The 20,349-nt window shown below is 72.9% G+C and carries 19 protein-coding genes and 1 pseudogene; 11 read left to right on the forward strand and 9 right to left on the reverse strand.

What is annotated here, in order from left to right; translation table 11 throughout:
* Window positions 1-6 precede the first annotated feature (6 nt).
* Window positions 7-2,133 (reverse strand): restriction endonuclease, encoded by a 2,127-nt coding sequence (locus ACZ4QV_RS13235; RefSeq protein ID WP_361147962.1) that lies wholly within the window; start codon window positions 2,131-2,133, stop codon window positions 7-9.
* A gap of 260 nt (window positions 2,134-2,393) precedes the next feature.
* Window positions 2,394-2,822, reverse strand: a complete 429-nt coding sequence (locus ACZ4QV_RS13240) for a MarR family winged helix-turn-helix transcriptional regulator (protein ID WP_361147964.1) — start codon at window positions 2,820-2,822, stop codon at window positions 2,394-2,396.
* A gap of 152 nt (window positions 2,823-2,974) precedes the next feature.
* On the opposite strand from ACZ4QV_RS13240, the gene ACZ4QV_RS13245 reads away from it, so the two are divergent.
* The 5 genes from ACZ4QV_RS13245 (at window position 2,975) to ACZ4QV_RS13265 (ending at window position 7,217) form a co-directional block, all read left to right on the forward strand.
* The gene (locus tag ACZ4QV_RS13245) at window positions 2,975-4,294 is read left to right on the forward strand and encodes an aldehyde dehydrogenase family protein (protein WP_361635453.1); all 1,320 of its coding nucleotides are present in this window, start codon (window positions 2,975-2,977) and stop codon (window positions 4,292-4,294) included.
* Window positions 4,295-4,441: 147 nt separating this feature from the next.
* On the forward strand, window positions 4,442-5,281 hold the full coding sequence (locus tag ACZ4QV_RS13250; protein WP_361635456.1) for a triose-phosphate isomerase family protein: 840 nt from the start codon (window positions 4,442-4,444) through the stop codon (window positions 5,279-5,281).
* Between the two features lie 10 nt (window positions 5,282-5,291).
* Window positions 5,292-5,768, forward strand: a complete 477-nt coding sequence (locus ACZ4QV_RS13255) for an RpiB/LacA/LacB family sugar-phosphate isomerase (protein WP_361147970.1) — start codon at window positions 5,292-5,294, stop codon at window positions 5,766-5,768.
* Window positions 5,769-5,826: 58 nt separating this feature from the next.
* The gene (locus ACZ4QV_RS13260) at window positions 5,827-6,840 is read left to right on the forward strand and encodes a zinc-dependent alcohol dehydrogenase family protein (RefSeq protein WP_361635459.1); all 1,014 of its coding nucleotides are present in this window, start codon (window positions 5,827-5,829) and stop codon (window positions 6,838-6,840) included.
* 179 nt (window positions 6,841-7,019) lie between these two features.
* Entirely contained in the window at window positions 7,020-7,217 is a 198-nt protein-coding gene (locus ACZ4QV_RS13265; protein ID WP_361147974.1) for a hypothetical protein, read from the forward strand.
* Window positions 7,218-7,247: 30 nt separating this feature from the next.
* Here ACZ4QV_RS13265 and ACZ4QV_RS13270 read toward each other — a convergent pair whose 3' ends face one another.
* Window positions 7,248-8,174 (reverse strand): SDR family oxidoreductase, encoded by a 927-nt coding sequence (locus ACZ4QV_RS13270; RefSeq protein WP_361635462.1) that lies wholly within the window; start codon window positions 8,172-8,174, stop codon window positions 7,248-7,250.
* Between the two features lie 305 nt (window positions 8,175-8,479).
* Window positions 8,480-8,953 carry a MarR family winged helix-turn-helix transcriptional regulator gene (locus ACZ4QV_RS13275; RefSeq protein ID WP_361147977.1) on the reverse strand — a complete coding sequence of 158 codons (474 nt, stop codon included), beginning with the start codon at window positions 8,951-8,953 and terminating at the stop codon, window positions 8,480-8,482.
* A 57-nt stretch (window positions 8,954-9,010) separates the two neighbouring features.
* Here ACZ4QV_RS13275 and ACZ4QV_RS13280 point away from each other — a divergent pair, with 57 nt between their 5' ends.
* The 3 genes and pseudogenes from ACZ4QV_RS13280 to ACZ4QV_RS13290 all read left to right on the forward strand — a co-directional run bounded on the left by ACZ4QV_RS13280 (window position 9,011) and on the right by ACZ4QV_RS13290 (window position 11,155).
* Window positions 9,011-9,535: a DUF6790 family protein gene (locus ACZ4QV_RS13280; RefSeq protein WP_361614524.1), complete on the forward strand. Its 525-nt coding sequence runs from the start codon at window positions 9,011-9,013 to the stop codon at window positions 9,533-9,535.
* Window positions 9,536-9,687: 152 nt separating this feature from the next.
* A pseudogene (locus tag ACZ4QV_RS13285) lies at window positions 9,688-10,591 on the forward strand (LysR family transcriptional regulator).
* A 135-nt stretch (window positions 10,592-10,726) separates the two neighbouring features.
* Window positions 10,727-11,155 carry a VOC family protein gene (locus ACZ4QV_RS13290; protein WP_361147983.1) on the forward strand — a complete coding sequence of 143 codons (429 nt, stop codon included), beginning with the start codon at window positions 10,727-10,729 and terminating at the stop codon, window positions 11,153-11,155.
* Window positions 11,156-11,194: 39 nt separating this feature from the next.
* On the opposite strand, the gene ACZ4QV_RS13295 is transcribed toward ACZ4QV_RS13290, so the two are convergent.
* On the reverse strand, window positions 11,195-12,322 hold the full coding sequence (locus tag ACZ4QV_RS13295) for a methyltransferase domain-containing protein (RefSeq protein ID WP_361635466.1): 1,128 nt from the start codon (window positions 12,320-12,322) through the stop codon (window positions 11,195-11,197).
* Between the two features lie 85 nt (window positions 12,323-12,407).
* Complete coding sequence (locus ACZ4QV_RS13300) at window positions 12,408-13,958, reverse strand: AMP-binding protein (protein ID WP_467762897.1); 1,551 nt, start codon at window positions 13,956-13,958, stop codon at window positions 12,408-12,410.
* A gap of 290 nt (window positions 13,959-14,248) precedes the next feature.
* Here ACZ4QV_RS13300 and ACZ4QV_RS13305 point away from each other — a divergent pair, with 290 nt between their 5' ends.
* Complete coding sequence (locus ACZ4QV_RS13305; protein WP_361587775.1) at window positions 14,249-14,872, forward strand: TIGR03086 family metal-binding protein; 624 nt, start codon at window positions 14,249-14,251, stop codon at window positions 14,870-14,872.
* A 78-nt stretch (window positions 14,873-14,950) separates the two neighbouring features.
* On the opposite strand, the gene ACZ4QV_RS13310 is transcribed toward ACZ4QV_RS13305, so the two are convergent.
* Both ACZ4QV_RS13310 and ACZ4QV_RS13315 read right to left on the reverse strand, forming a co-directional pair.
* Window positions 14,951-15,121, reverse strand: coding sequence for a hypothetical protein (locus ACZ4QV_RS13310; protein ID WP_331787188.1), 171 nt, complete (start codon window positions 15,119-15,121; stop codon window positions 14,951-14,953).
* A gap of 345 nt (window positions 15,122-15,466) precedes the next feature.
* Window positions 15,467-16,342, reverse strand: coding sequence for an Fpg/Nei family DNA glycosylase (locus tag ACZ4QV_RS13315; RefSeq protein WP_361147990.1), 876 nt, complete (start codon window positions 16,340-16,342; stop codon window positions 15,467-15,469).
* 95 nt (window positions 16,343-16,437) lie between these two features.
* Between ACZ4QV_RS13315 and ACZ4QV_RS13320 the strand changes: the two genes are divergently transcribed.
* Entirely contained in the window at window positions 16,438-17,865 is a 1,428-nt protein-coding gene (locus tag ACZ4QV_RS13320) for a lipase maturation factor family protein (RefSeq protein WP_361147992.1), read from the forward strand.
* Here the strand turns inward: ACZ4QV_RS13320 and ACZ4QV_RS13325 are convergent.
* A complete protein-coding gene (locus tag ACZ4QV_RS13325; protein ID WP_361635486.1) occupies window positions 17,762-18,847 on the reverse strand; it encodes a tetratricopeptide repeat protein in 1,086 nt (361 codons plus the stop codon). The genes ACZ4QV_RS13320 and ACZ4QV_RS13325 overlap by 104 nt on opposite strands.
* Before the next feature lie 272 nt (window positions 18,848-19,119).
* Here ACZ4QV_RS13325 and ACZ4QV_RS13330 point away from each other — a divergent pair, with 272 nt between their 5' ends.
* Complete coding sequence (locus ACZ4QV_RS13330; RefSeq protein WP_467762898.1) at window positions 19,120-20,322, forward strand: lactonase family protein; 1,203 nt, start codon at window positions 19,120-19,122, stop codon at window positions 20,320-20,322.
* The last annotated feature ends 27 nt before the right edge of the window (window positions 20,323-20,349 follow it).

Here is a 20,349-nt window from a genome sequence, read left to right on the forward strand (position 1 = left end):
CCGGGCTCAGGCCACCTCGATCCCGTACTCCTGCACCAGCGCCTCCAAGCCGCCTTCGTAGCCCTTGCCGCCGAGGACGAAGTCCCAGTCGCCGTTGGCGCGGCGGCGGAAGGAGCCGAGTACCAGCGCCGTTTCGCCGCTGCGCCCGTCGGAGACCTCCAACTGCCCCAGTTCGGTGCCGGACGCGTCGACCAGGCGGATGCACGCGTCGGTGAAGCCGGACAGGTCCGCGTGCGGATCGGTCTCCGGGTCGACGGCCGCGACGAGGACGAGCCGGTCGGCGGTGGCGGGCAGGGCGTCGAAGGCCACCTGCACGGCGGCCCGGTCGGGGGCGAAGCCGGACAGCATCCGTACGGTGCCGTCCGGGGTGCGCGGGTTGTTGTAGAAGACGAAGTGGTCGTCGCTCAGTACGCGGTTGCCCTGGCAGACCAGCGCGCAGACGTCGAGGGAGACGCTGCCGGACCAGTTCATGCCGAGGATGCTGCCCGCGTCCCGCTCCGCCTCCGGGGCCGCGTCCGGGTCCTGTGCCGCCTCCTCCTCGGCGGGCGCCTGCCGCTGGGCCGGGACCGGGGCGGCGCCGAGGCGTCCGCGCAGACCGTGACGGGCCAGCAGGTCGACCAGTTCGGGGCCGCTGACGAGGGTGAGCGGCTTGCCGTTGGCGAAGGCGTGGGCGCCGGGCCCGAAGCGGGAGGTGGTCACCAGTACGCCCTTGTTGGCGCCCTCGGACTGGACGGTGCCGAACAGGTCGCGCACGGCGGTCGGCGGCACGGTGTTGCGGTAGCGCTTCACCTGCACGATGATCTTGCCGCCCCGGATGGGGTCGGAGTCCAGCGCGTCCACGTCCACCCCGCCGTCCCCGGACCGCTGGGTCGTCACGGCCTGCATCCCCATCGCGCGGAACAGCTCGGCGACCAGCCCTTCGAAGGCGATCGGGTCCATGGTGAACAGGTCCGGCTCCGCCGCGCCGCCGTGGGTCACCACGCCGCCGCCGACCTCGCCCGGCTGCCGCGCCGGCCGGACCGCCGACCGCTGCTCGGGGCGGGCCGACAGCCGGCCGCGCAGCCCGTCGGTGAGGCAGTCCACGGCACTGACCTGCGCCAGGTGCAGTTCCTCGAAGGCGTCCCTGGAGGCCGTGACGGTGGCCAGGCAGAGCTGCGCGGGGCGCCCGGTGACCGGGTCCACATCGTCGACGAAGCCGTTGACCACCACGGAGTCGAGTGTGCGGGACGGGTCCGCCGTGAACAGGTCGTGCAGCACCAGCAGGACGGACTGGGCCAGCACGTCGCGGTAGGCCGCCCGCCGCTGGGTCACCGGCCGGGCGACGTCCTTGTCCTGGTCGGCCGCGTACATGTAGCGCACCGACTTGGTCGCGGGCACGATGTCGAAGCCGGGCAGCTCCCAGTCCAGTACGAGCTGACGGGCCGCCGCGTCGAAGGCCGCGTGGACCCGGCGCGGGAAGCCTTGCGGCCAACCGGTGGCGGCGTACAGCGCGGCGGAGAAGTACTCCACCACCGCGTCGGGGTCGCCACCGCGCAGGCCCGTCAGCAGTTCCCCGACCGCGGCGTTGTGGTTCCTGATCTCCGCCAGCCGACCGGCGGCCCACTGGTCGTACTGCCTCCGGTAGTCCTCCAGTTGGCGCAGGCGCTGCGCCTCCGCCGCCTGCGCGGCGTGCCAGTCGTGTTCGTAACGGGCCCGGGCCTCTTCCTGCGCCTGCGCGCGGCGGGCGCCGCCGAGGCTCCATCCGGTGGCCTGCGGCGGGTAGGCGGCCGGGTCGGGCATCGGTATAGGCACGGCGAGCCGGCCCGGTGCGAACGCCTCGACGTACTCGGGGCGGCGCAGCGCGTCGGCGGTGAACGCCGGGGCCCGGCAGCCGTCGGCCAGCAGGCCGGACAGCTCGGCCATGCGCGCGTCCAGTTCCTCGGTGCGGCGACGGGCGTCGGCCTCGCGCTGCTGCCGGTACGCGTCCCGGCGTTCGCGCTGCATGCGGGCCATGGCGCGTTCGGTGTCGCGCTGTTGCCGCTCCTGGTCGCGGCGGGCCTGTTCTCCGGCTCGCCGCTGAGCCTCCTGGCGGCGCTGCTGCTGACGCTGCGCCTCGGCCCAGACGGCCACTAATCCGTTGGAGCGGCGACTCATGTGGATCTACGTCCTCCCCTGGGGCAGCCCACCCCGAAACAGCCCGCACAGGCCCATCCACCAGCGGGTATTCATCCGACTTTAGCGGGATCCCGGCGGGTCGTCCCCCGCCGGGTCGGGCCGGATCCGGCGGGGACGGCCCGAGGGGGCCGCAGCGGTCCGGAGGCGGGGCCCGACGGCCCGGAGACGAGGGCTCAGCGGTCCGGAGGCGGGGCCTCAGCGGTCCGGAAGCGGAGCCCAGGCGGACAGCCGACCGGGTTTCAGCGGTTCAGCAGCGCGCCCAGGCGTTCCAGCAAGGGCAGCAGTGCGGTGCGTTCCTCGGGTGTGAGCGCTTCGAGTGCGCCGCGCACGGCGTGCATGTCGGCGCGCACCCGGAGGGCGAGCGCCCGGCCCTCCTCGGTGGCCGTGACCACCTTGCTCCGGCGGTCCTGGGGCGCGGCCTCCCGCCGTACGAGCCCGCGCTCCTGCATCCGCGCGATGAGCCGCGTCGCGTTCGAGGCGTCGCAGACCAGATGGCCGGCGAGCGCGCTCATCGAGAGCGGCTCCTCCAGGGCGATGAGCGCGCGGGCCTGCGCGGTGCTCAGGCCGTGCCGCAGGGCGGCGGCGGCGAGATCGTCGTAGTAGCCGCGGACCGTACGGGCGAACGGCGGGAGGAGGTCGTCGGGGGCGGGCCGGGTGGTGTCGGACACGCGGCCAGGATAGCGGGTTACTTGACTTCCGCAATCGTTGGTATTTACATGGAATGGGTGCTTGACCTTGTCAAGCGACCGCCCGGGCGGCGGGACCACATCCCCGCCCCCGCCGCCCGGCCCCGCGCCACCCCGTACGCATCGGAGACACCATGACCAGCAGCACCCCCGAGCAGCCGGACGCCGTGGTCGCGCGCCTGCGCGCCACCTTCCGCACCGGCCGCACCGCCTCCCTGGAATGGCGCACCGACCAGTTGCGGCGGCTGCGCGCCCTGCTCACCGAGCACGGCAAGGACTTCGCCGCCGCCCTCCACGCGGACCTGGGCAAGGGCGAGACCGAGGCGTACCGCACCGAGATCGACTTCACGCTGCGCGAGATCGACCACACCCTCGACCACCTGGAGGAATGGCTGCGGCCCGAGCCCGCGCCGGTGCCGCCCCACCTGAGCGGCGCGGAAGCGTGGACGGTGTTCGACCCGCTGGGTGTCGTCCTGGTCGTCACCCCGTGGAACTACCCCCTGCAATTGCTGCTCGCGCCCATGGTCGGCGCCCTGGCGTCCGGCAACTGCGTGGTCGCCAAGCCCAGCGAGATGGCGCCCGCCACCTCCGCCGCCGTGGCCCGCCTGCTGCCCCGCTTCCTGGACGCGGACGCCGTCGCGGTGGTCGAGGGCGCCGTCCCGGAGACGACAGCCCTGCTGGAGCAGCGCTTCGACCACATCTTCTACACGGGCAACGGCACCGTCGGCCGCATCGTGATGCGCGCGGCGGCCGAGCATCTGACCCCGGTCACCCTGGAGCTGGGCGGCAAGTCGCCCGCCTTCGTGGACCGCGACACGGACGCCGACGCGGTCGCCGCGCGGCTGGTGGCCGGCAAGTTCCTCAACGCGGGCCAGACCTGCGTGGCGCCGGACTACGTCCTGACCGACCCGGAGACGGCGGCCCGCCTGGAGCCCGCCCTCGCCCGCGCCGTCACCGCCCTGTACGGCGACGACCCCGCCGCCGCGCCGAATTACAGCCGCATCGTCAACGAGCGGCACTTCGACCGGCTGACCGGCCTGCTCGGCTCCGGCCGCACGGTCACGGGCGGTGCGCACGACCGGGAGCGCAAGTACATCGCGCCGACCGTGCTCGGCGGTGTGGCGCCCGACGCCCCGGTGATGCGGGAGGAGATCTTCGGGCCGATCCTGCCCGTCGTCGAGGTGGCGGACCTGGACGCGGCCATCGACTTCGTCAACGACCGGGACAAGCCGCTGGCGCTGTACGCCTTCACGGAGTCCGCGGAGACCCGGCGGCGGCTGACCGGGGAGACCTCGTCGGGCGGCCTCGGGTTCGGCCTGCCGGTCGCCCATCTGACCGTGTCCGACCTGCCGTTCGGCGGCGTCGGGGAGAGCGGAATGGGGCGCTACCACGGCCGGTACTCGATCGAGACGTTCAGCCACCGCAAGGCCGTCCTGTCCAAGCCGCTGGCCTGAGGCCGTGCGGGGGCACGCACAGCCGTACGCGGCACGCCGCCCCCGCTCCCTCCCACCCATCCCCACAAAAATCTCACCAGACCGGGAAACATAACGTCTTGATCTGAGAACTTCACATGTGCTTTTGTTTGAAGCATCATGAACGACGTGATCCCTGAGAACTCGCCGTCTGCGGCGGCCCGGCTCTCCGGGGCCTCCGGGCCTCCGGAAGCGGGCCGCCGCCCGGTCGTCGGCGTATCGCTGAAGCTCTACTTCGGGCTGGCCGCGACCCGGACATGGCTCGCGGACGTCGCCGCCCTGAAGGGCGCTCTGGCGGAACTTCCCCGCCCCGTCGATCTGTTCGTCCTGCCGTCCTTCCCCGCCCTGGCCGACGCCCGGGAGCTGCTGGCCGGCACCGGCGTCGCGTACGGCGCCCAAGACGTGCACTGGGCCGAGTCCGGCGCGTGGACCGGCGAGGTGTCCGCGGGCATGCTCGCCGAGGCGGGCGCCCGCTACGTCGAAGTCGGCCACGCGGAGCGGCGCCGCCACTTCGGCGAGACGGACGCGACCGTGGCCGCCAAGACGGGCGCCGCCGTACGGGCCGGCCTGGTGCCCGTCATCTGCGCGGGCGAGCGGCACGACAACGGCCGCGCGCAAGCCGTCGAGGAGACGCTGATCCAGGTACGGGCCGCCCTCGGCGGCGCGGGACCGGACAGCGAGGTGATCGTCGCGTACGAACCGGTCTGGGCGATCGGCGCCCGCGAACCGGCGCCCGCCCCGCACATACGGACGGTGGCCTCGGCCGTCCGCACCTGTCTGCGCGACCACGGCGTGCGCGGCCGGGTCGTCTACGGCGGCACCGCCGGGCCCGGCACCTTCGGCCGGCTGGCCGGCAGCGTCGACGGCCTGTTCCTCGGCCGGCGCGCCCATGACACCGCCGGCCTGCGCCAGGTCCTCGAAGAAGTCGCCGCGGCCACCGTGCCCGCCCCGCTTCCCCTCCGCCCCTAGGGAGTTCACCGTGCAGGACACGTACCGCATCGCCCTCGGCGCCGACGACGCCGCGACCGCCATGAAGGACACCATGGCCGCGTACCTCACCGAACGCGGCCACCGGGTGACCGACCTGAGCGCCGCGGACGGCGAGGACTACCCGGACGTCGCGGAGCGGGTCGCGCGCAGCGTCGCACGCGGCGAGCACGAGCGCGCCGTCCTGGTCTGCGGCACCGGCATCGGCATGGCCATCGCCGCCAACAAGGTGCCGGGTATCCGGGCCGCCCAGATACCGGACAGCTACAGCGCGGAGCGCGCCCGCAAGTCCAACGACGCGCAGATCGCCTGCTTCGGCAGCCGCACCATGGGCGTGGAGGCCGCTCTGGTCTGCCTGGAACACTGGCTGGTCTCCGACTTCGCCGGGGGCGGTTCGGCGCCCAAGGTGGAGAAGATCAAGCAGGTCGAGTCGCGCAACCTGACGTCCCCGGGCCTGCCCGCGGTCTGAGACCGCCCGCCACCCCGGCCCTCCCCTTCTTCTCCCCCTTCGAAAGGCGGTCACGACCATGCGCGCAGTTGTCATCGAGGAGCCGCACAAGCTGTCCGTCAGCCAGGTCCCCGACCCGGTGCCCGGCCCGGACGACGTGGTCGTCAAGGTGACCGCCGCCGGGCTGTGCGGCACCGACGTGCACATGCTGGCGGGCGAGTTCGGGCCGACGCGGTACCCGGTGATCCCCGGTCACGAGTTCTCCGGCGAGATCGTGGCGGTGGGCTCGGCGGTGACCGGTCTCGCCGAGGGGGATGCCGTCGCCGCCGACCCGGCGGTCTACTGCGGTACGTGTCACTTCTGTTCCATCGGCCACGGCAACCTCTGCGAGAAGTGGGGCACCATCGGCATCACGGTGGACGGCGCCGCCGCCGAGTACGTCAAGGTCCCGGCCGGCAACTGCTACCGCCTCCCGGAGACCGTCGCGCTCCGGCACGCCCCGCTGATCGAGCCGCTCTCCACCATCCTGCGCGGCTTCGACATCGTCGGCCCCAAGCTCGGCGACCACTTCCTGATCTACGGTGCGGGCACCATGGGGCTGCTCTACCTCCAGGTCGCCCAGCGCGCCGGCGCCGCGTCGGTCTCGGTGGTCGACATCAACGAGGAGCGGCTGGCGGTCGCCCGGCAGTTGGGCGCCGACGCCGTCGCCACCAGCGCCGGCCACCTCACCGCCGGCCACCCGCTCGGCTGGCAGGTGGTCACCGACTGCACCGGCAACGTACGGGCCATCGAGGACGGCCTGACCCGGCCGATCCGCGGCGGCACGTTCCAGCAGTTCGGCTGCGCGCCCGACCAGGAGACGGCCCGGTTCTCACCGTTCCGGATCTACAACGACGAGATCCGCATCGTCGGCAGCATGGCGATCCTGCACACGTACGGCCGGGCGGTCGAGATGCTGGGCAAGGGCGTGATCGACTGCGAAACCATGATCACCCACCGCTTCGGGCTGGACCGGTACGCCGAGGCGCTGCGAACCTTCGAACTGGGCACCGGCCGGAAGCTGCAGATCGTCCCGAACGGGCCGGTGGACTGAGCGGGCCGCGGGCGGTTCCAGCGGTTCAGGCCGTCCGGCGCGGACGGACGGATACGTACGGAGGGCGTGTACGGCTGGGCGCGGGCGGAGGGGCGCAGGCGGTCCGGCGTGACCGCCGCAACAGGCCGTGGAGGTGCGCCCTGCCTCTCGCCGGGTAGGCGGCAGCCATGTGGCGACGCGTGGCACGGAACACGGGGTGGGCCGTACCGCCCGCACTGGTCTTCGCCTGGTTGACGGTGCTGTGGGACGACCGGCCGTGGAGCGACATGCTGGGGCCCGGGCTGGGCTCCTGGCTCGGATGGATCGTGGTGCTCACCGTCTCGGACTGGCGGCGGGAGCGCCGGTCCGCGAAGCGGACTTCGCAGAAGACCGGCTGACCGCTCCTCCCCCACGCCCCTTCCCTCCCCTCAGAAAACGCTCGTCCGTCCCGAGAAGTAGTGCCCCGCCGCGAGGTCCTCGAGAAGGGACGGACGCACCGGGTGCCAGCCCACCAGCTCGCGGGTCAGGGCGCTCGACACGGGATTGTCGACCGGCACCATGCCGGAGAGGACGCCGAAACGCCCGTCCGCCTCCTCGGCGGTGATGCCCACGGCGGGCACGCCCAGCCCGGCACCGATCGCTTCGGCGATGTCGCGGAACGGCACGCCCTCCTCGGCCGTTCCGTGCAGGACCGCACCGGCCGGTGCGGCTTCCAGCGCCAGCCGGAACAGGCGGGCCGCGTCGAGCCGGTGCACGGCGGGCCAGCGGTTGGCCCCGTCACCGACATGGGCCGCGGCGCCCTTCGCGCGGGCGGTGTCGATCAGCAACGGCACGAAGCCCCGGTCGCCTTCACCGTGCACGGACGGTGCGAGCCGTACGACCGAGGCGCGCACGCCGCGTCCGGCCAGCGCCACGACCGCGTTCTCCGTCGCGAGCCGGGGCCGGTCCGTCCGGGGCTCGGCCCTGACGTCCTCGGTTGCGACGCGGCCCGGCGCCAACGCCGCGAGCGGCAGCGTTCCCGAGGTGGCGAGGAAGGGCTTGCCGGTACCGTCGAGTGCCTTTCCGATCGCCTCGACGGCGCGCAGGTCCAGCTTGCCGGCGTCCACGAAGGCCGCGTGGTCCGAGAAGTCGTGACGGTAGGCGAGGTGGATGACGCCGTCCGCCGCGGCGGCCCCGTCGTGCAGACTGCCGGGATCGTCCAGGGAGCCCCGGTGCGCCTCGGCACCGGCCGCCTGCAACGTCGCGGCGGCCGTGTCCGAGCGGGCCAGGCCGACGACCGTGTGCCCGGCTTCGAGGAGGTCCTGGACCACTGCGGTCCCGATGAATCCGGTCGCTCCGGTGACGAATACGCGCATGGGTGAGTTCCTTCGGTGCATGAACGAAAGGGGGCGAGCCCGGCCGCCAGACGGACGCCAGGCCACCCGGCCGGTGCTGCTCCGCCCCCGGCCGGTACCGCTCCATCGTCCGCGTGCGAACCGCCGCTCGTCCAAAGCCTCTTCCGCATGGCGACCTGCGCCTCGGGCATCACCGCAGGCTGGACCGGCCGTACGCGGATGAGCCAGCGTCCCTTGCGCAGCATCGCGATCGGCGGCGCGGCCTTCGGAAGCGGCGAGACAGGTGGCTGGGAATCACTTTCTCCTCGGTCCCGCCACCGCCCCGCTCACTCCAGTTCCGATGTGCCGTCCGGCTTCCGGGCCGTGGCTCCGCGCCGTGGCTCCGTGGGGGTCAGCAGCGCGGCGAGCCGGTGGGTGTCCGCGAGATAGCGCTCGTAGGGGAAGCCGGCCTTCTGGAGGGCGGTGCGGAATTCCTCCTCCAGCGGCTTGCCCTCGGCCAGGAAGGCGGCCTGGCCCGCCGGGGTGAGGGCGACCAGGCGTCGGCGCCGGTGGGCGGGGTCGACGCTGATCGTCACGTACCCCTCCGCCTCCAGCGGACGCAGGGCGCGGCTGATGGCGGGGTCGGAGACGGTCAGGGCCTCGGCGAGCTGGTGCTGGGTGGCGGGCTGGATCTCCTCAAGGGTGCCCAGCAGCCGCAGTTGGCTCGGGGAGAGGCGCTGGTCCGGGCCGGAGCGGCGCCGGGCCGCCTCACCCATCAGCATGACCACGCGGTACAGGAGCTCTGCCAGTCCTTCGTCCATGTGTCCACCCTACCGGACACTTGCGCCGTTAATATTAACCATGCAACACTCAGCGCCATGGACACTCTCCCTTACGCGGTTCAGACCACGTTTCCCCTTCTCTTCATGCTGGTCCCGGCCCTCGGAGCGCTGGTGAGCTGCCGCCGCGACCCGGACCGGCCGAAGGCGGAGATCTGGCAGCGCTGGTGGTCCGTCGGCGCCCTCGGCATCGGAAGCCTGTGGATCACGCTCTCGTTCCTCGCGATCCCGGAGGGCATGGCCGACGCCATCGGCTTCACCTCCTCGCCGTTCCAGTTCGAGATCGCCTTCGCCAACCTCGGCCTCGCCCTGCTGGGCTTCCGTGGCGCGTCCGCGTCGCCCCGCGAGCGCCTCACGAGCGGGCTGGCGGCCGCCGCGTTCCTGTGGGGAGCCGCGATCGGCCACGTCTACCAGTGGTTCGCCAACGGCGACCACGCCGCCGGGAACACGGGCGGCATCCTGGCCAACGACATCCTCATTCCCGCCGTCATGATCGCTCTGGCCGCCCGGGACGTCCGCCGCACCGATCCCGGCCGCGTCCACGCAGCTCACCCGGCCACCTGACCACGGCGCCCGGCCGCCCGGCAGCGGAGCCCGCGACGATGTGAACGGCCCGTCCTGACCGACGGCCGTTCCTCCCCGGCCTCCGCTGCCGTCGGGTGGGTCCGGAGGTCAGCCGACGACGGTGAACCACCGCCCCGGACTACGCTGCGGACATGCCCGACCCAGCTTCCGCGCCCGATCTCGACCTGCGCCTCGTGCGCTACTTCACGGCCGTCGCCGAGCACCGGCACTTCGGCCGGGCCGCCGAGGCCCTCCGTATCACCCAGCCCTCCCTGAGCCGCCAGATACGCCGCCTCGAACAGCAGGTGGGCGCCCGGCTGCTGGACCGTACGCCGCGGGGCAGCCGGCTCACCGAGGCCGGGGAAACCTTCCTGCCCCGCGCCGAGGCGCTGCTGCGGTCCGCCGCACAGGCCGTGGCCCACGCCCGTGCCGCCGCCGACCCGTCCCGCATCGGCGTCGGGTACAGCACGGGCGTCATCGTCACCCCCGGCCGTACGCGAGCTGCGCCGACGGCATCCGGAGGCCGAGGTGCACACCCAGTTCGTGGGGTGCAACGCGATCCATACGGCGCTGCTCGGCCACCAGGTGGACGCGATGGTCGCCCGGTCACCGTTCCCGGCCGACCGGTTGCGGGTGTCGGTGCTGTACGACGAGCCGCGGGTACTGCTCGTACCGCTCGACCACCGCCTCGCGGGCAGGGAGACCGTCACCCTCGCCGACATCGCCGACGAGCCCCTCCCCCGCCTCCGACAGGCCGACCCGGCCTGGAACGCCTACTGGCGCTTCGATCCCCGGCCCGACGGGCGCCCGGCGCCCGACGGCCCCTTCATCGACGCGCTGGAGGACAAGTTCGAACTCATCGCCGCCGGCGAGGCCGTGGCCGTCGCGGCCGGGCTGCGCGCGGCCACGATGCGCCCGGACGTCACCGGCATCCCCTTGCACGGCGTCGAACCGAGCCACGTCCTGCTGGCGACCCGCGCGGGCGACCACAGCCGCCTGGTCACGGCGTTCCGCGAGGCGGCCCGCGCCCGTCTCACCGGGCCCGTCCCGGCCTGAGGTCCGGCGAGCCGGGGAGCCCGGGGAGAGCAGGGGTCGAGAGCGGCGGCCGCGATACCACGGGGTCACGGAATCGCGGGATCGCGACCGGTTTCCCCCGGGAACAGCGGCAGTTGCCCCTGGTAGGGTGCGCCGATGTCTGCGATCAAGAAGTTCCAAGTCACCTTCGACTGCGCGGAACCCGAGCGCCTCGCCCGCTTCTGGTGCGAGGTGTTGGGATACGTCGTACCGCCGCCACCGGAGGGGTTCGCCACGTGGGACGACTTCACCGACTCGCAGCCGCCCGAGCAGCGGGACGCGTGGTTCGCCTGTAGTGATCCCTCTGGTGTGGGCCCGCGCTTGTACTTCCAGCGCGTCCCCGAAGGGAAGGCCGCCAAGAACCGGGTGCATCTCGATGTACGGGTCGGCACCGGACTCGTGGGGGAAGAGCGCCTCGCCGCCCTTGAGGCCGAGTGCGCTCGGCTGATCCCGCTGGGCGCTGTCCACGTGCGAACGCTGTACGACGGCCACGATGCGTGCATTCCGATGCTGGACATCGAGGGCAACGAGTTCTGCATCGACTGAGCGCCCCCCCCCGGATCTGGAGAGGGGGGCCGCCTCGCCTCAGGGCCGGCGCGCCGGAACGGTGAGGGCAGGCCCGACCACGGCGTCGGGCGTGCGCAGCCACGTCCGGAACCCGCCGTCCTTGGTGAGGGTCACCCCGAAGTCGCTGAGCGGTGGCCGGCCGTCCGCGACGTACTCCTGCCAGACGTGCAGAAGTTCTTGCCACAGGTCGCGGCCTCGGCCGTAGACCGCGGCCCAGCCCTCCTCGGCGAGGACCCCGGCCCCGTCCCACAGGAAGAGGCGGTCGGGCGACCCGGTCATGTGCACCCCGGGCAGGCGGCTACCGGCGTACAGGCCGAAGGCCAGGTCCGTGAACGCGTCCGGCTGCCCGTCGAGCAGTTCGTGACAGTGGCGCGGGGTGGTTCCGTCCACGGCTGACGACGCCGTGGACCGGTGGGCACGCAGCGGCATGTACGAGGCGCCACCATGGAAGGAACCCGTGACGGCGCCGGTCGTGGCGTCCTTGACGAACCGTGACAGCAGGCCGGAGGCGAAGTCGCGCACCAGCGGGGCGACCAGGACACCGCCCGGCCGGAGCTGGCGCGGGAGCGCGGACGGGACGGTGCGCAGCGCGCACGTCGCGATGACGCGGTCGTACGGCGCGCCCGGCGCCCATCCGCCCGCGCCGTCCGTGACGTGGACGGCAGGCGCCAGGCCGGCCCGCGCGAGGTTGGCCCGGGCCCGCGTCGCCAGGCCCGCGTCGATCTCCACGGAGGTGACCTTGTCGTCACCGACCCGCAGGCAGAGCTTGGACGCCACGTCCCCGGTCGCCGTACCGATCTCCAGGACCGTCATGCCGTCCTCGAGGCCGAGGAGTCCGAGCATCTTGGCGACCATGGACGGCATCGAATTGGCGGAGGTCGCCACGCCCGGCCCGCCGGCCCGGCCGTCGTCCACCTGGGTCACCACGGGCGAGTCACTGTAGGTCAGCCGGTACCGCGCGTCCGCGTCGGTCACGGGCACGGGCTCGCACCGGTCCGGCCGCTGGACCCAGATCTGCTCCGGCAGCCAGTGCTCACGGGGGATGCGTTCCCAGACGCCCCGCCATGGCGGCGCGAGCAGGCCGCGCTCGGCCAGCCTGCCCACCAGCGCGGCCTGCCCTGCGTGAACCTGCGGTGGAACGGTCATCACCACTTCAAGTCTCGTCCGGTGCGCAACAGTAGAGGAACGAACGCGCTGCCGCCGTGGTCCCGGTCCCGCGGACCGGCGGCCCTCAGATCGCGCGCTCCCGCCCAGCCCAATACGGCTCCCGCAGCCGTCGTTTGAACAGCTTTCCGGACTCGTCGCGCGGCAGGCTCTCCTCGAAGACGACGGTTCTGGGCACCTTGTACGAGGCGAGGCGGTCGGCGACGTGGGCCCGTACGTCCTCGGTGGTGAGGGCGGCGCCCCGTTCGGGTTCGACGTGGGCGGCGAGTACTTCGCCGAATTCCTCGTCGGGGATGCCGAAGACGGCGACGTCGCGCAGTCCGTCGAGGGCGAGCAGGCAGCCCTCGATCTCGGCCGGGTAGATGTTGACGCCGCCGGATATGACCAGGTCGTTGCGGCGATCGCTGAGGTAGAGGTAGCCGTCGGCGTCGAGGTGGCCGATGTCGCCGATCGTGACGTAACCGGGCAGCCGGTCGGCCTCCATCGCCGCGCGCTTGGCGGGGTCGCCGAGATAGGTGAACTGCGGCCAGGTGTCGGACGGCTTGATGTAGACCTCGCCGGTCCGGCCGGTGGGCAGTTCCACGCCGTCGGGGCCCAGGACCACCACCGAGCAGGTCCCTTCGGCTCTGCCGACCGTGCCGGGGTGTGCCAGCCACTCCTGGCTGTCGCACCAGGTCACGGCGCCGGTCTCGCTGCCGCCGTAGTACTCGCGGAGCACCGGGCCCAGCCAGTCGATCATGGCGTGTTTGATGTGCGGCGGGCAGGGCGCCGCGGCGTGCACGACCGAGGTGAGCGAGGACAGGTCGTAGCGCTCGCGGACGTCCTTCGGCAGCCGCAGCAGCCGTACGAACATGGTCGGCACCACCTGCGCCTGCTGGATGCGGTGGCGCTCGACCAGCCGCAGGAACTCCTCGGCGTCGAAGCGCGGCATCAGGGTGATGTCCAGGCCGCCGGCGAGAGCGAGGACGGCGTGCTGGCTGGGTGAGGCGTGGTAGAGCGGGGCGGGGATCAGGGTGCGGCCGCCGGGTTCCACGGCGAAGTATTCAAGGAACTTGGACACGGCCTCGGCGAGCTGGTCCGTACCGACCGGGTCGCGCAGCACGCCCTTCGGCCGGCCGGTGGTGCCCGAGCTGTAGATGACGGTGGACGGCCGGCGGGCGGCTTCCTCGGCGAGCGGCGGGTGGCCGGACAGCCAGGTGTCCAGGAGGGGGTGGTCGCCGGTCACCGGGGGCGGCGGGAAGCCGCAGGCGGCGGCCGTGCCGTCGGGTACCGGCACTTCGATGAGGCGGGCCCGCTCCGGGAGGGCCGCGGCGACGCCCGGCACCAGGTCGGTGTGGGCGAAGACGACCTTGCTGTCGCTGTCGCCGAGCACGTGCCGCAGCTCGTCGTGGCGGAAGTGCCAGTTGACGGGGACGGCCGAGGCGCCCAGCCGGGCCGCTCCGGCGGCTATCTCCAGGTGCGCGGGCTCGTTGCGCATCACGATCGCGATCCGCTCCCCGGGTTCGACGCCCAGGGCGCGCAGTCCGGCAGCGATGCGGGCGGACCGTTCCTGGAACACGGGGTAGGTGTGCTCCACTCCGGCACAGCGGATGGCGGGGGGCGTGACGGCGACGTCCATGTAGCCTCCAGACAGTTGCGGCTGGCGCCCATTGAACAAGCGCTTCCGGCAGCCCGCCAGGGTGCTGACACATTGTCAGCAAACATTTCGGGACAGGGCGGCGCGACGGTTTCACCGGTGGTACGGACACGCGAGTCCGTCTTCGACGACACCGCACAGGTACGGGTGGGCGACCGGCTCGGCATCGGCAGCACCACCCCGCACGAGCCGCGGAGCGCGCTGTACCCGTCCTGGCGTGTCCGTGCGTCGCGCCGCGGTGGCCGCCGTGCCCGCTCCTATCCTCGGTGGACATGAGCCAACACGAAGAGGACAAGAACGGTCCCGGCACGGAAGGGAACGGAGATCATGCCGAGATTCTGCGTCGGCACGGTGAGGCCATCGCCCTGTTCGGCAGCCGGGTCCACCGGGTGCGGGACGGCCAGTGGGACGACCCGACCCCGTGCGCCGAGTGGTCGGTACGCGACCTGGTCGGCCATCTGACCGTGGAGCAGCTCTGGGTGCCGCGGCTGGTGCGGGACGGCGCCACGATCGAAGAGGTCGGGGACGCGTACGACGGTGACCAGCTCGGTGACGATCCGGCCGGCGCCTGGGACCGGGCGGCGGTGGCCGCGGTCGCGGCGTTCTCCGAACCCGGGGCGCTGGACCGTACGGTGCACCTGTCGTCCGGGACCGGTACGGCCGCCGGGTACTGCTCGCAGATGATGATGGACGCGGTGGTCCACTCCTGGGACCTGTCCCGGGCGATCCGCGCCGACGAGCACCTGCCGCAGGATCTGGCGGCCGCCGCCCTGCGCGAGGTCGAGCCGTACGCGGACGAGCTCGCCGGCACGTCGATGTTCGCCGATCCCGTCCCGCCGCCGCCCGGTGCCGACGACCTCACCCGGCTGCTGTGCCTGCTGGGCCGCCGGCCGTGACGACCGCCGACGCCGACCGGCCGGAATCCGCGGGCCGTGCGCGGCCTGCGGGCCGGCCGTCCGATACGGCGGTCCCGGTCAGTCGATGCCGCGGAAGATGTGGGTCTCGGTGGGGTCGTCGTCGCAGCCGGCGACTCTGACCGGGACGCAGCGGCCCCAGACCTCCAGATTGCGGACTTCCTTGATCCGACCCGGCCGCTCGCCCGGCTTGGGCCGCGGCTGCTGGCGTTGCGCGTTTTCCAATGCCACCACGCACTCCTTCATCGAGGGAACACTTCCGACGCGGTGGCGCCTTCGCACAAACCGGGATGTCAGCCAGGGTTTGTGGCACTTCCCGCGACGGGCCAAGGGTGTTGGCATCTACCGGACAAGCCGTCCGTCGTCCACCAGATTAGCGACCGCGACCGGCGGGCGCTCGACATTTACCGGATATGAAGTCAAGTCGGGGACAATGCAAAGATTCCACCTCGCCCCGCGCACCGGTCACCGCACCGTGTCCGGCGGGCTCCGCGGCCCCACCCGCGTACCGCCCGGCGCCCTTCCGGTTACCGCCCGGTGTTCACCCGGTTGCCGTACACGCCACCGTACCGGGCCCTACTTCAGGAGCCGGGACATCCGCCGGTCGGCCAGCAGCTTGCCGCCGGTCTGACAGGTGGGGCAGTACTGGAGCGAGGAGTCGCTGAAGGAGACCTCGCGGACGGTGTCACCGCAGACCGGGCACGCCTCCCCGGTACGGCCGTGCACCCGCAGCCCGCTCTTCTTCTCCTTCTTCAGCTCCCCGGCCGCCACCCCTCTGGACCGTTCCACCGCCGTCATGAGCGTGTCGCGTACGGCGGCGTACAGCCGGGCCGTGTCCTCGGGGCCGAGACGGGCGGCGGCTTTGAAGGGGGACATACGGGCCGCGTGCAGGATCTCGTCGGAGTAGGCGTTGCCGATGCCGGCCAGCACGCTCTGGTCCCGCAGTACGCCCTTGATCTGCCGCCGCTCCCCCTTCAGCAGGGCGGCCAGGGAATCCTCCGTGAAGTCCGCCGCGAGCGGGTCGGGGCCGAGCCGGGCGACACCGGGGACCAGCGCCGGGTCGGTCACGCAGTACACCGCCAGCCGCTTCTGCGTACCGGCCTCGGTGAGGTCGAAGCCGGGCGCCGGGCCGGTTCCTTCGGTGCTCAGCCGGACGCGGAGGGCCAGCGGGCCCTTGCCGGGGCGCGGCGGGGCGTCGGGCAGGGCGTCCTGCCAGCGCAGCCAGCCGGCGCGGGCCAGGTGGATCACCAGGTGCAGCCCGCCGACGGTGAGGTCCAGGAACTTCCCGTGCCGGGCCACCGCCGTGACCGCACCGCCTTCGAGGGCGGTCAGCGGCGGGTCATACGTCTTGAGCACGTTGACGGCGGTCGGCTGGGCGCGGACCAGGACACGGCCGACGGCGCGCCCGTCCAGGAATTCCCGCAGGGCTTCGACTTCCGGCAGTTCGGGCATGGCTCCAGCCTGCACGGTACGGCGGTCCGGTACATCTCGTGCGCGCCGCGCGCCGGACGGGCGGCCAGGTGCCCGGCGGTGCTAGGGATGGTCCTGTGGACTGGTTCACGGAGAGCGACGTGTGGCTGGGGCGGCTGGTGTTCCAGCGGATGCTGGCCGTGCTGTATCTGGTGGCGTTCGTGGCGGCGGCGCGGCAGTTCCGGGCGCTGATGGGCGAGCGCGGGATGACGCCGGTGCCGGACTTCCTGCGCCGGGCGCCGTTCCGCAAGGCGCCCTCGGTGTTCCACTGGCGCTACTCGGACCGGTTCTTCGCCCTGTGGTCCTGGGCGGGCGCCCTGCTGGCCGCCGCCGTGGCCGCCGGGGCGGCCGACGCCGTGCCGCTGGGTGCGGCGATGGCGATGTGGGCGGTGCTGTGGGCGATGTACCTGTCGATCGTCAACGTCGGACAGACCTGGTACAGCTTCGGCTGGGAGTCGCTGCTGCTGGAGACCGGCTTCCTCGCCGTCTTCCTCGGCAACGACGACACGGCGCCGCCGGTGCTCGTGATGTGGCTGCTGCGGTGGCTGCTGTTCCGGGTGGAGTTCGGGGCGGGGCTGATCAAGATGCGGGGTGACCGCTGCTGGCGCGATCTGACCTGCCTCTACTACCACCACGAGACGCAGCCGATGCCGGGCCCGCTGAGCTGGTTCTTCCACCGGCTGCCCAAGCCGCTGCACCGGGTGGAGACGGCTGCCAACCACTTCGCGCAACTGGTGCTGCCGGTACTGCTGTTCACGCCGCAGCCGGTGGCCACCTGGGCGGCACTGGGGATCGCGGTGACGCAGCTCTGGCTGGTGCTGTCCGGCAACTTCGCCTGGCTGAACTGGCTGACCGTCGCCCTGGCCCTGTCCGCCGTGGACGTCTCCTGGCTCGCCGACGCGCCCGCGTCCGCGTCCACCGCTCCCCCGGTCTGGTTCGCGGTGCTGACCGTGGCCGTCACCGTCTTCGTCGCCTGCCGCAGCTACCGTCCGGTACGCAATCTGCTGTCCCGGCAGCAGGTGATGAACACCTCCTTCGACCCGCTGCACCTGGTCAACTCCTACGGCGCCTTCGGCAGCGTCACCCGCGTACGCCGGGAGATCGTGATCGAGGGCACGGACTCGGCGGTGGCCTCGCCGGACGCGGTGTGGCGGGAGTACGGGTTCCGGGGCAAACCGGGCGACGTACGGCGCATGCCGCGCCAGTACGCGCCCATGCACTTGAGGCTCGACTGGCTGATGTGGTTCGCGGCGCTCTCGCCCGGCTACGCGCGCAGTTGGTTCGGGCCGTTCGTGGAACGCCTGCTGGAGAACGACACCGACACGCTGCGGCTGCTGCGCCACAACCCGTTCCCGGACGCGCCGCCCGCGCTGGTGCGGGCCCGGCTGTTCCAGTACCGCTTCACGACGTGGCGGGAACTGCGGGAGACCGGAGCGTGGTGGCACCGTACGGAGCTGCGGGACTTTCTCCCGCCGACGGGAGCAGCTCGGCGCGGAACGCGATGACCATGTCCCGGGCGTGCCGCAGCCCGATCCGCTCGAAGTCGCGCTCCAGCTCGTCCAGTTCGGTGAGTGTCTGGTCCTTCGAGCCGCCCGTCCGGGAGCGGGACTTGACCAGTCCGAGGCGGGCGAGGGCGGTGCCGCGCGGCTCGTGCATGTCCTCGAACTCGCGCAGCGCGCCGTCGTAGACCGCGCAGGCCTCGGCGTAACGCCCGGCCCGGAAGAGGACGTTGCCGCGCATCTTGTGGTTGTAGGCGAGGGCGCTCGCGAGGTCCATGGCGCGGCAGATGGTCTCGGCCTCACCGAGCAGGGTCAGGGCCCGTTCCGTGTGGCCCTGTACGGACAGTACGTCGGCCACGCCGCGCAGGGACCAGGCGCGGCCCCGTGCGTCGTCGCCGTCGGCGGCTATGCGCGCGGACTCCTCGAACAGCTCCAGGGCCTTGGCGTGATCGCCGGTGTTGCGGTGCATCTGCGCGATGCCGGACATCGCCCACACCATGTGCCGGGCCTCGCCGTGCGCCCGTGCCTGTTCGAGCAGTTGCTCGTGCAGGTCGGCGACGGCGGCGTAGTCGCCCTGTATGCGGCCGGTCTCGGCGAGACCGGCGAGGGAGTAGCCGTGCGCGAGGCGGTCGCCGCCCTCGTCGGCGAGGGTGACGGCCAGGGCCAGCAGCCTGCGGGCGAGCGCGAGGGAGCCGCACTGCCGGGCGAGCGTGCCGCCGCTCCACAGAGCCCAGGACATCGCGCCGCGGTCACCGGCTCCGCGGGCGCTGCGGTAGCTGTCGCGCCAGGCCGTGCGGGCCTCGTCGACCCGTCCCAGGCGCCGGTTGGCCTCGGCGACGGCGAGGGAGGCACGGGCGCGCTCCAGGGCCGTGCGGGCGTCGCGCCGCGCGCGGCGGGCCGTGGCGAGCACGTCCTCGTAGGACGAGTTCACGCTGAGGGCGGTGCCCAGCTCGCCTTGGTACTCCGGGGCGAATGCCTTGCCGTACATGTATCCGTGGCCTCCTGGTCGTGCATGTGCTTGATCACGAAGCTACGGACAGGAGAGGGGCCGGCGAATCCCTCCACGGATTGGTCGTGCCGTATGCCTCCGGTCCTACGCGAGAGGGACCTGGTCATCATCGGGACGTACGGGTCGTCCGGCCTTCGGCCGACACCGTCGAGCGGTTGCACATCACGCAGACCGGGTTGCGCCTCTTGCCGGGGCGGCCGGTCCGGGCCACCCTGGCTGCCGACCACGATCTCCGGACCCCGAGGTGTGGCATGGACAGCAGGGCACGGGCGGGGACCGACCGCCGCCGCTTTCTCCGCTCGGTCGTGGCGGGCGCCGCGCTGACCGCGGCGGGCGGCAGCCTCGGCGGCGCGGCCGCTCCCGCGCAGGCCGCACCCGAGCAGGCCGCATCCGGGGCTCGCACCCGGCCGCACGCGGTCCGGCCGCTGTTCCTGGGGACGTACACCTCCGTGGCGGGCGGCGGCACGGGCGTGGGCCTCGGCACGTACGACCCGATCCGCGGCCGGATCACCGCGACCGGAGTGATCGACGGTGTCAGTGACCCGTCCTACCTGGCCCTCTCACCCTGCGGCCGGACCCTGTACGCCGTCAACGAACGGCAGCAGGGCGCGGTGACCGCCGTCGCCCTGCGCGCCGACGGCCGCCACCGGGTCCTCGGCAGCCGCCCCGCCGGCGGCGCCGGGCCGTGTCACCTTTCCGTGCACCCCGGCGGGCGCTGGCTGCTGAGCGCCCACTACCTCTCCGGCAGCGTCGCCGTGCACCCCGTCGACCCGGCCCGGGACGGCGCGCTCGGCGAGCGTACGGACCTGGTCACCCACACCGCTCCCCCGCCGGGTCCGGGGCAGACCGGGCCGCACGCGCACCAGATCGTCACCGGCCCGGACGGCCGCCACGTCCTCGCCGTCGACCTGGGGAACGACACCGTCTACACCTACCGGCTGGACACCACCACCGGAAAACTCACCCAAATCTCGTACGCCTCGCTGCGCCCCGGCGCGGGCCCGCGGCATCTCACCTTCCACCCGTCGGGCCGCTACGCCTACCTGGCCAACGAGGTCGACGACACCGCCGTGGTCTGCGCGTACGACCCGGCCACCGGCACGCTCACGCCGGGCGCGCCGCAGTCCACCGGGACCGGTCCCGGGACCAGCTACCCGGCGCAGTTCCTGGTGACCCGCGACGGCGCCTTCGCCTACCTCGCCAACCGTGGCCACAACAGCCTGACGCGCTATGCGGTCGAGGCGGCGGGCGCCCGGCTGCGGCTGCTGGACACGGTGCCGTCCGGCGGCGACTTCCCCCGCCACCTGGCCTTCTCGCCGGACGGGCGGCTGCTCTTCGCGGCGCACCAGCGGTCGGGGTCGGTGACGGTGTTCGCGGTGGGCGCCGGGGGCGGGCTGCGGCGGCTGGGCGATCCGTTCCCGGCGCCGGTTCCGGTGTGCGTGCTGCCGCTCTGACGCCCGGGGGCCGCTGCCCCGGCAGCC

The sequence above is a fragment of the Streptomyces sp. NPDC026394 genome (genome assembly GCF_055567735.1).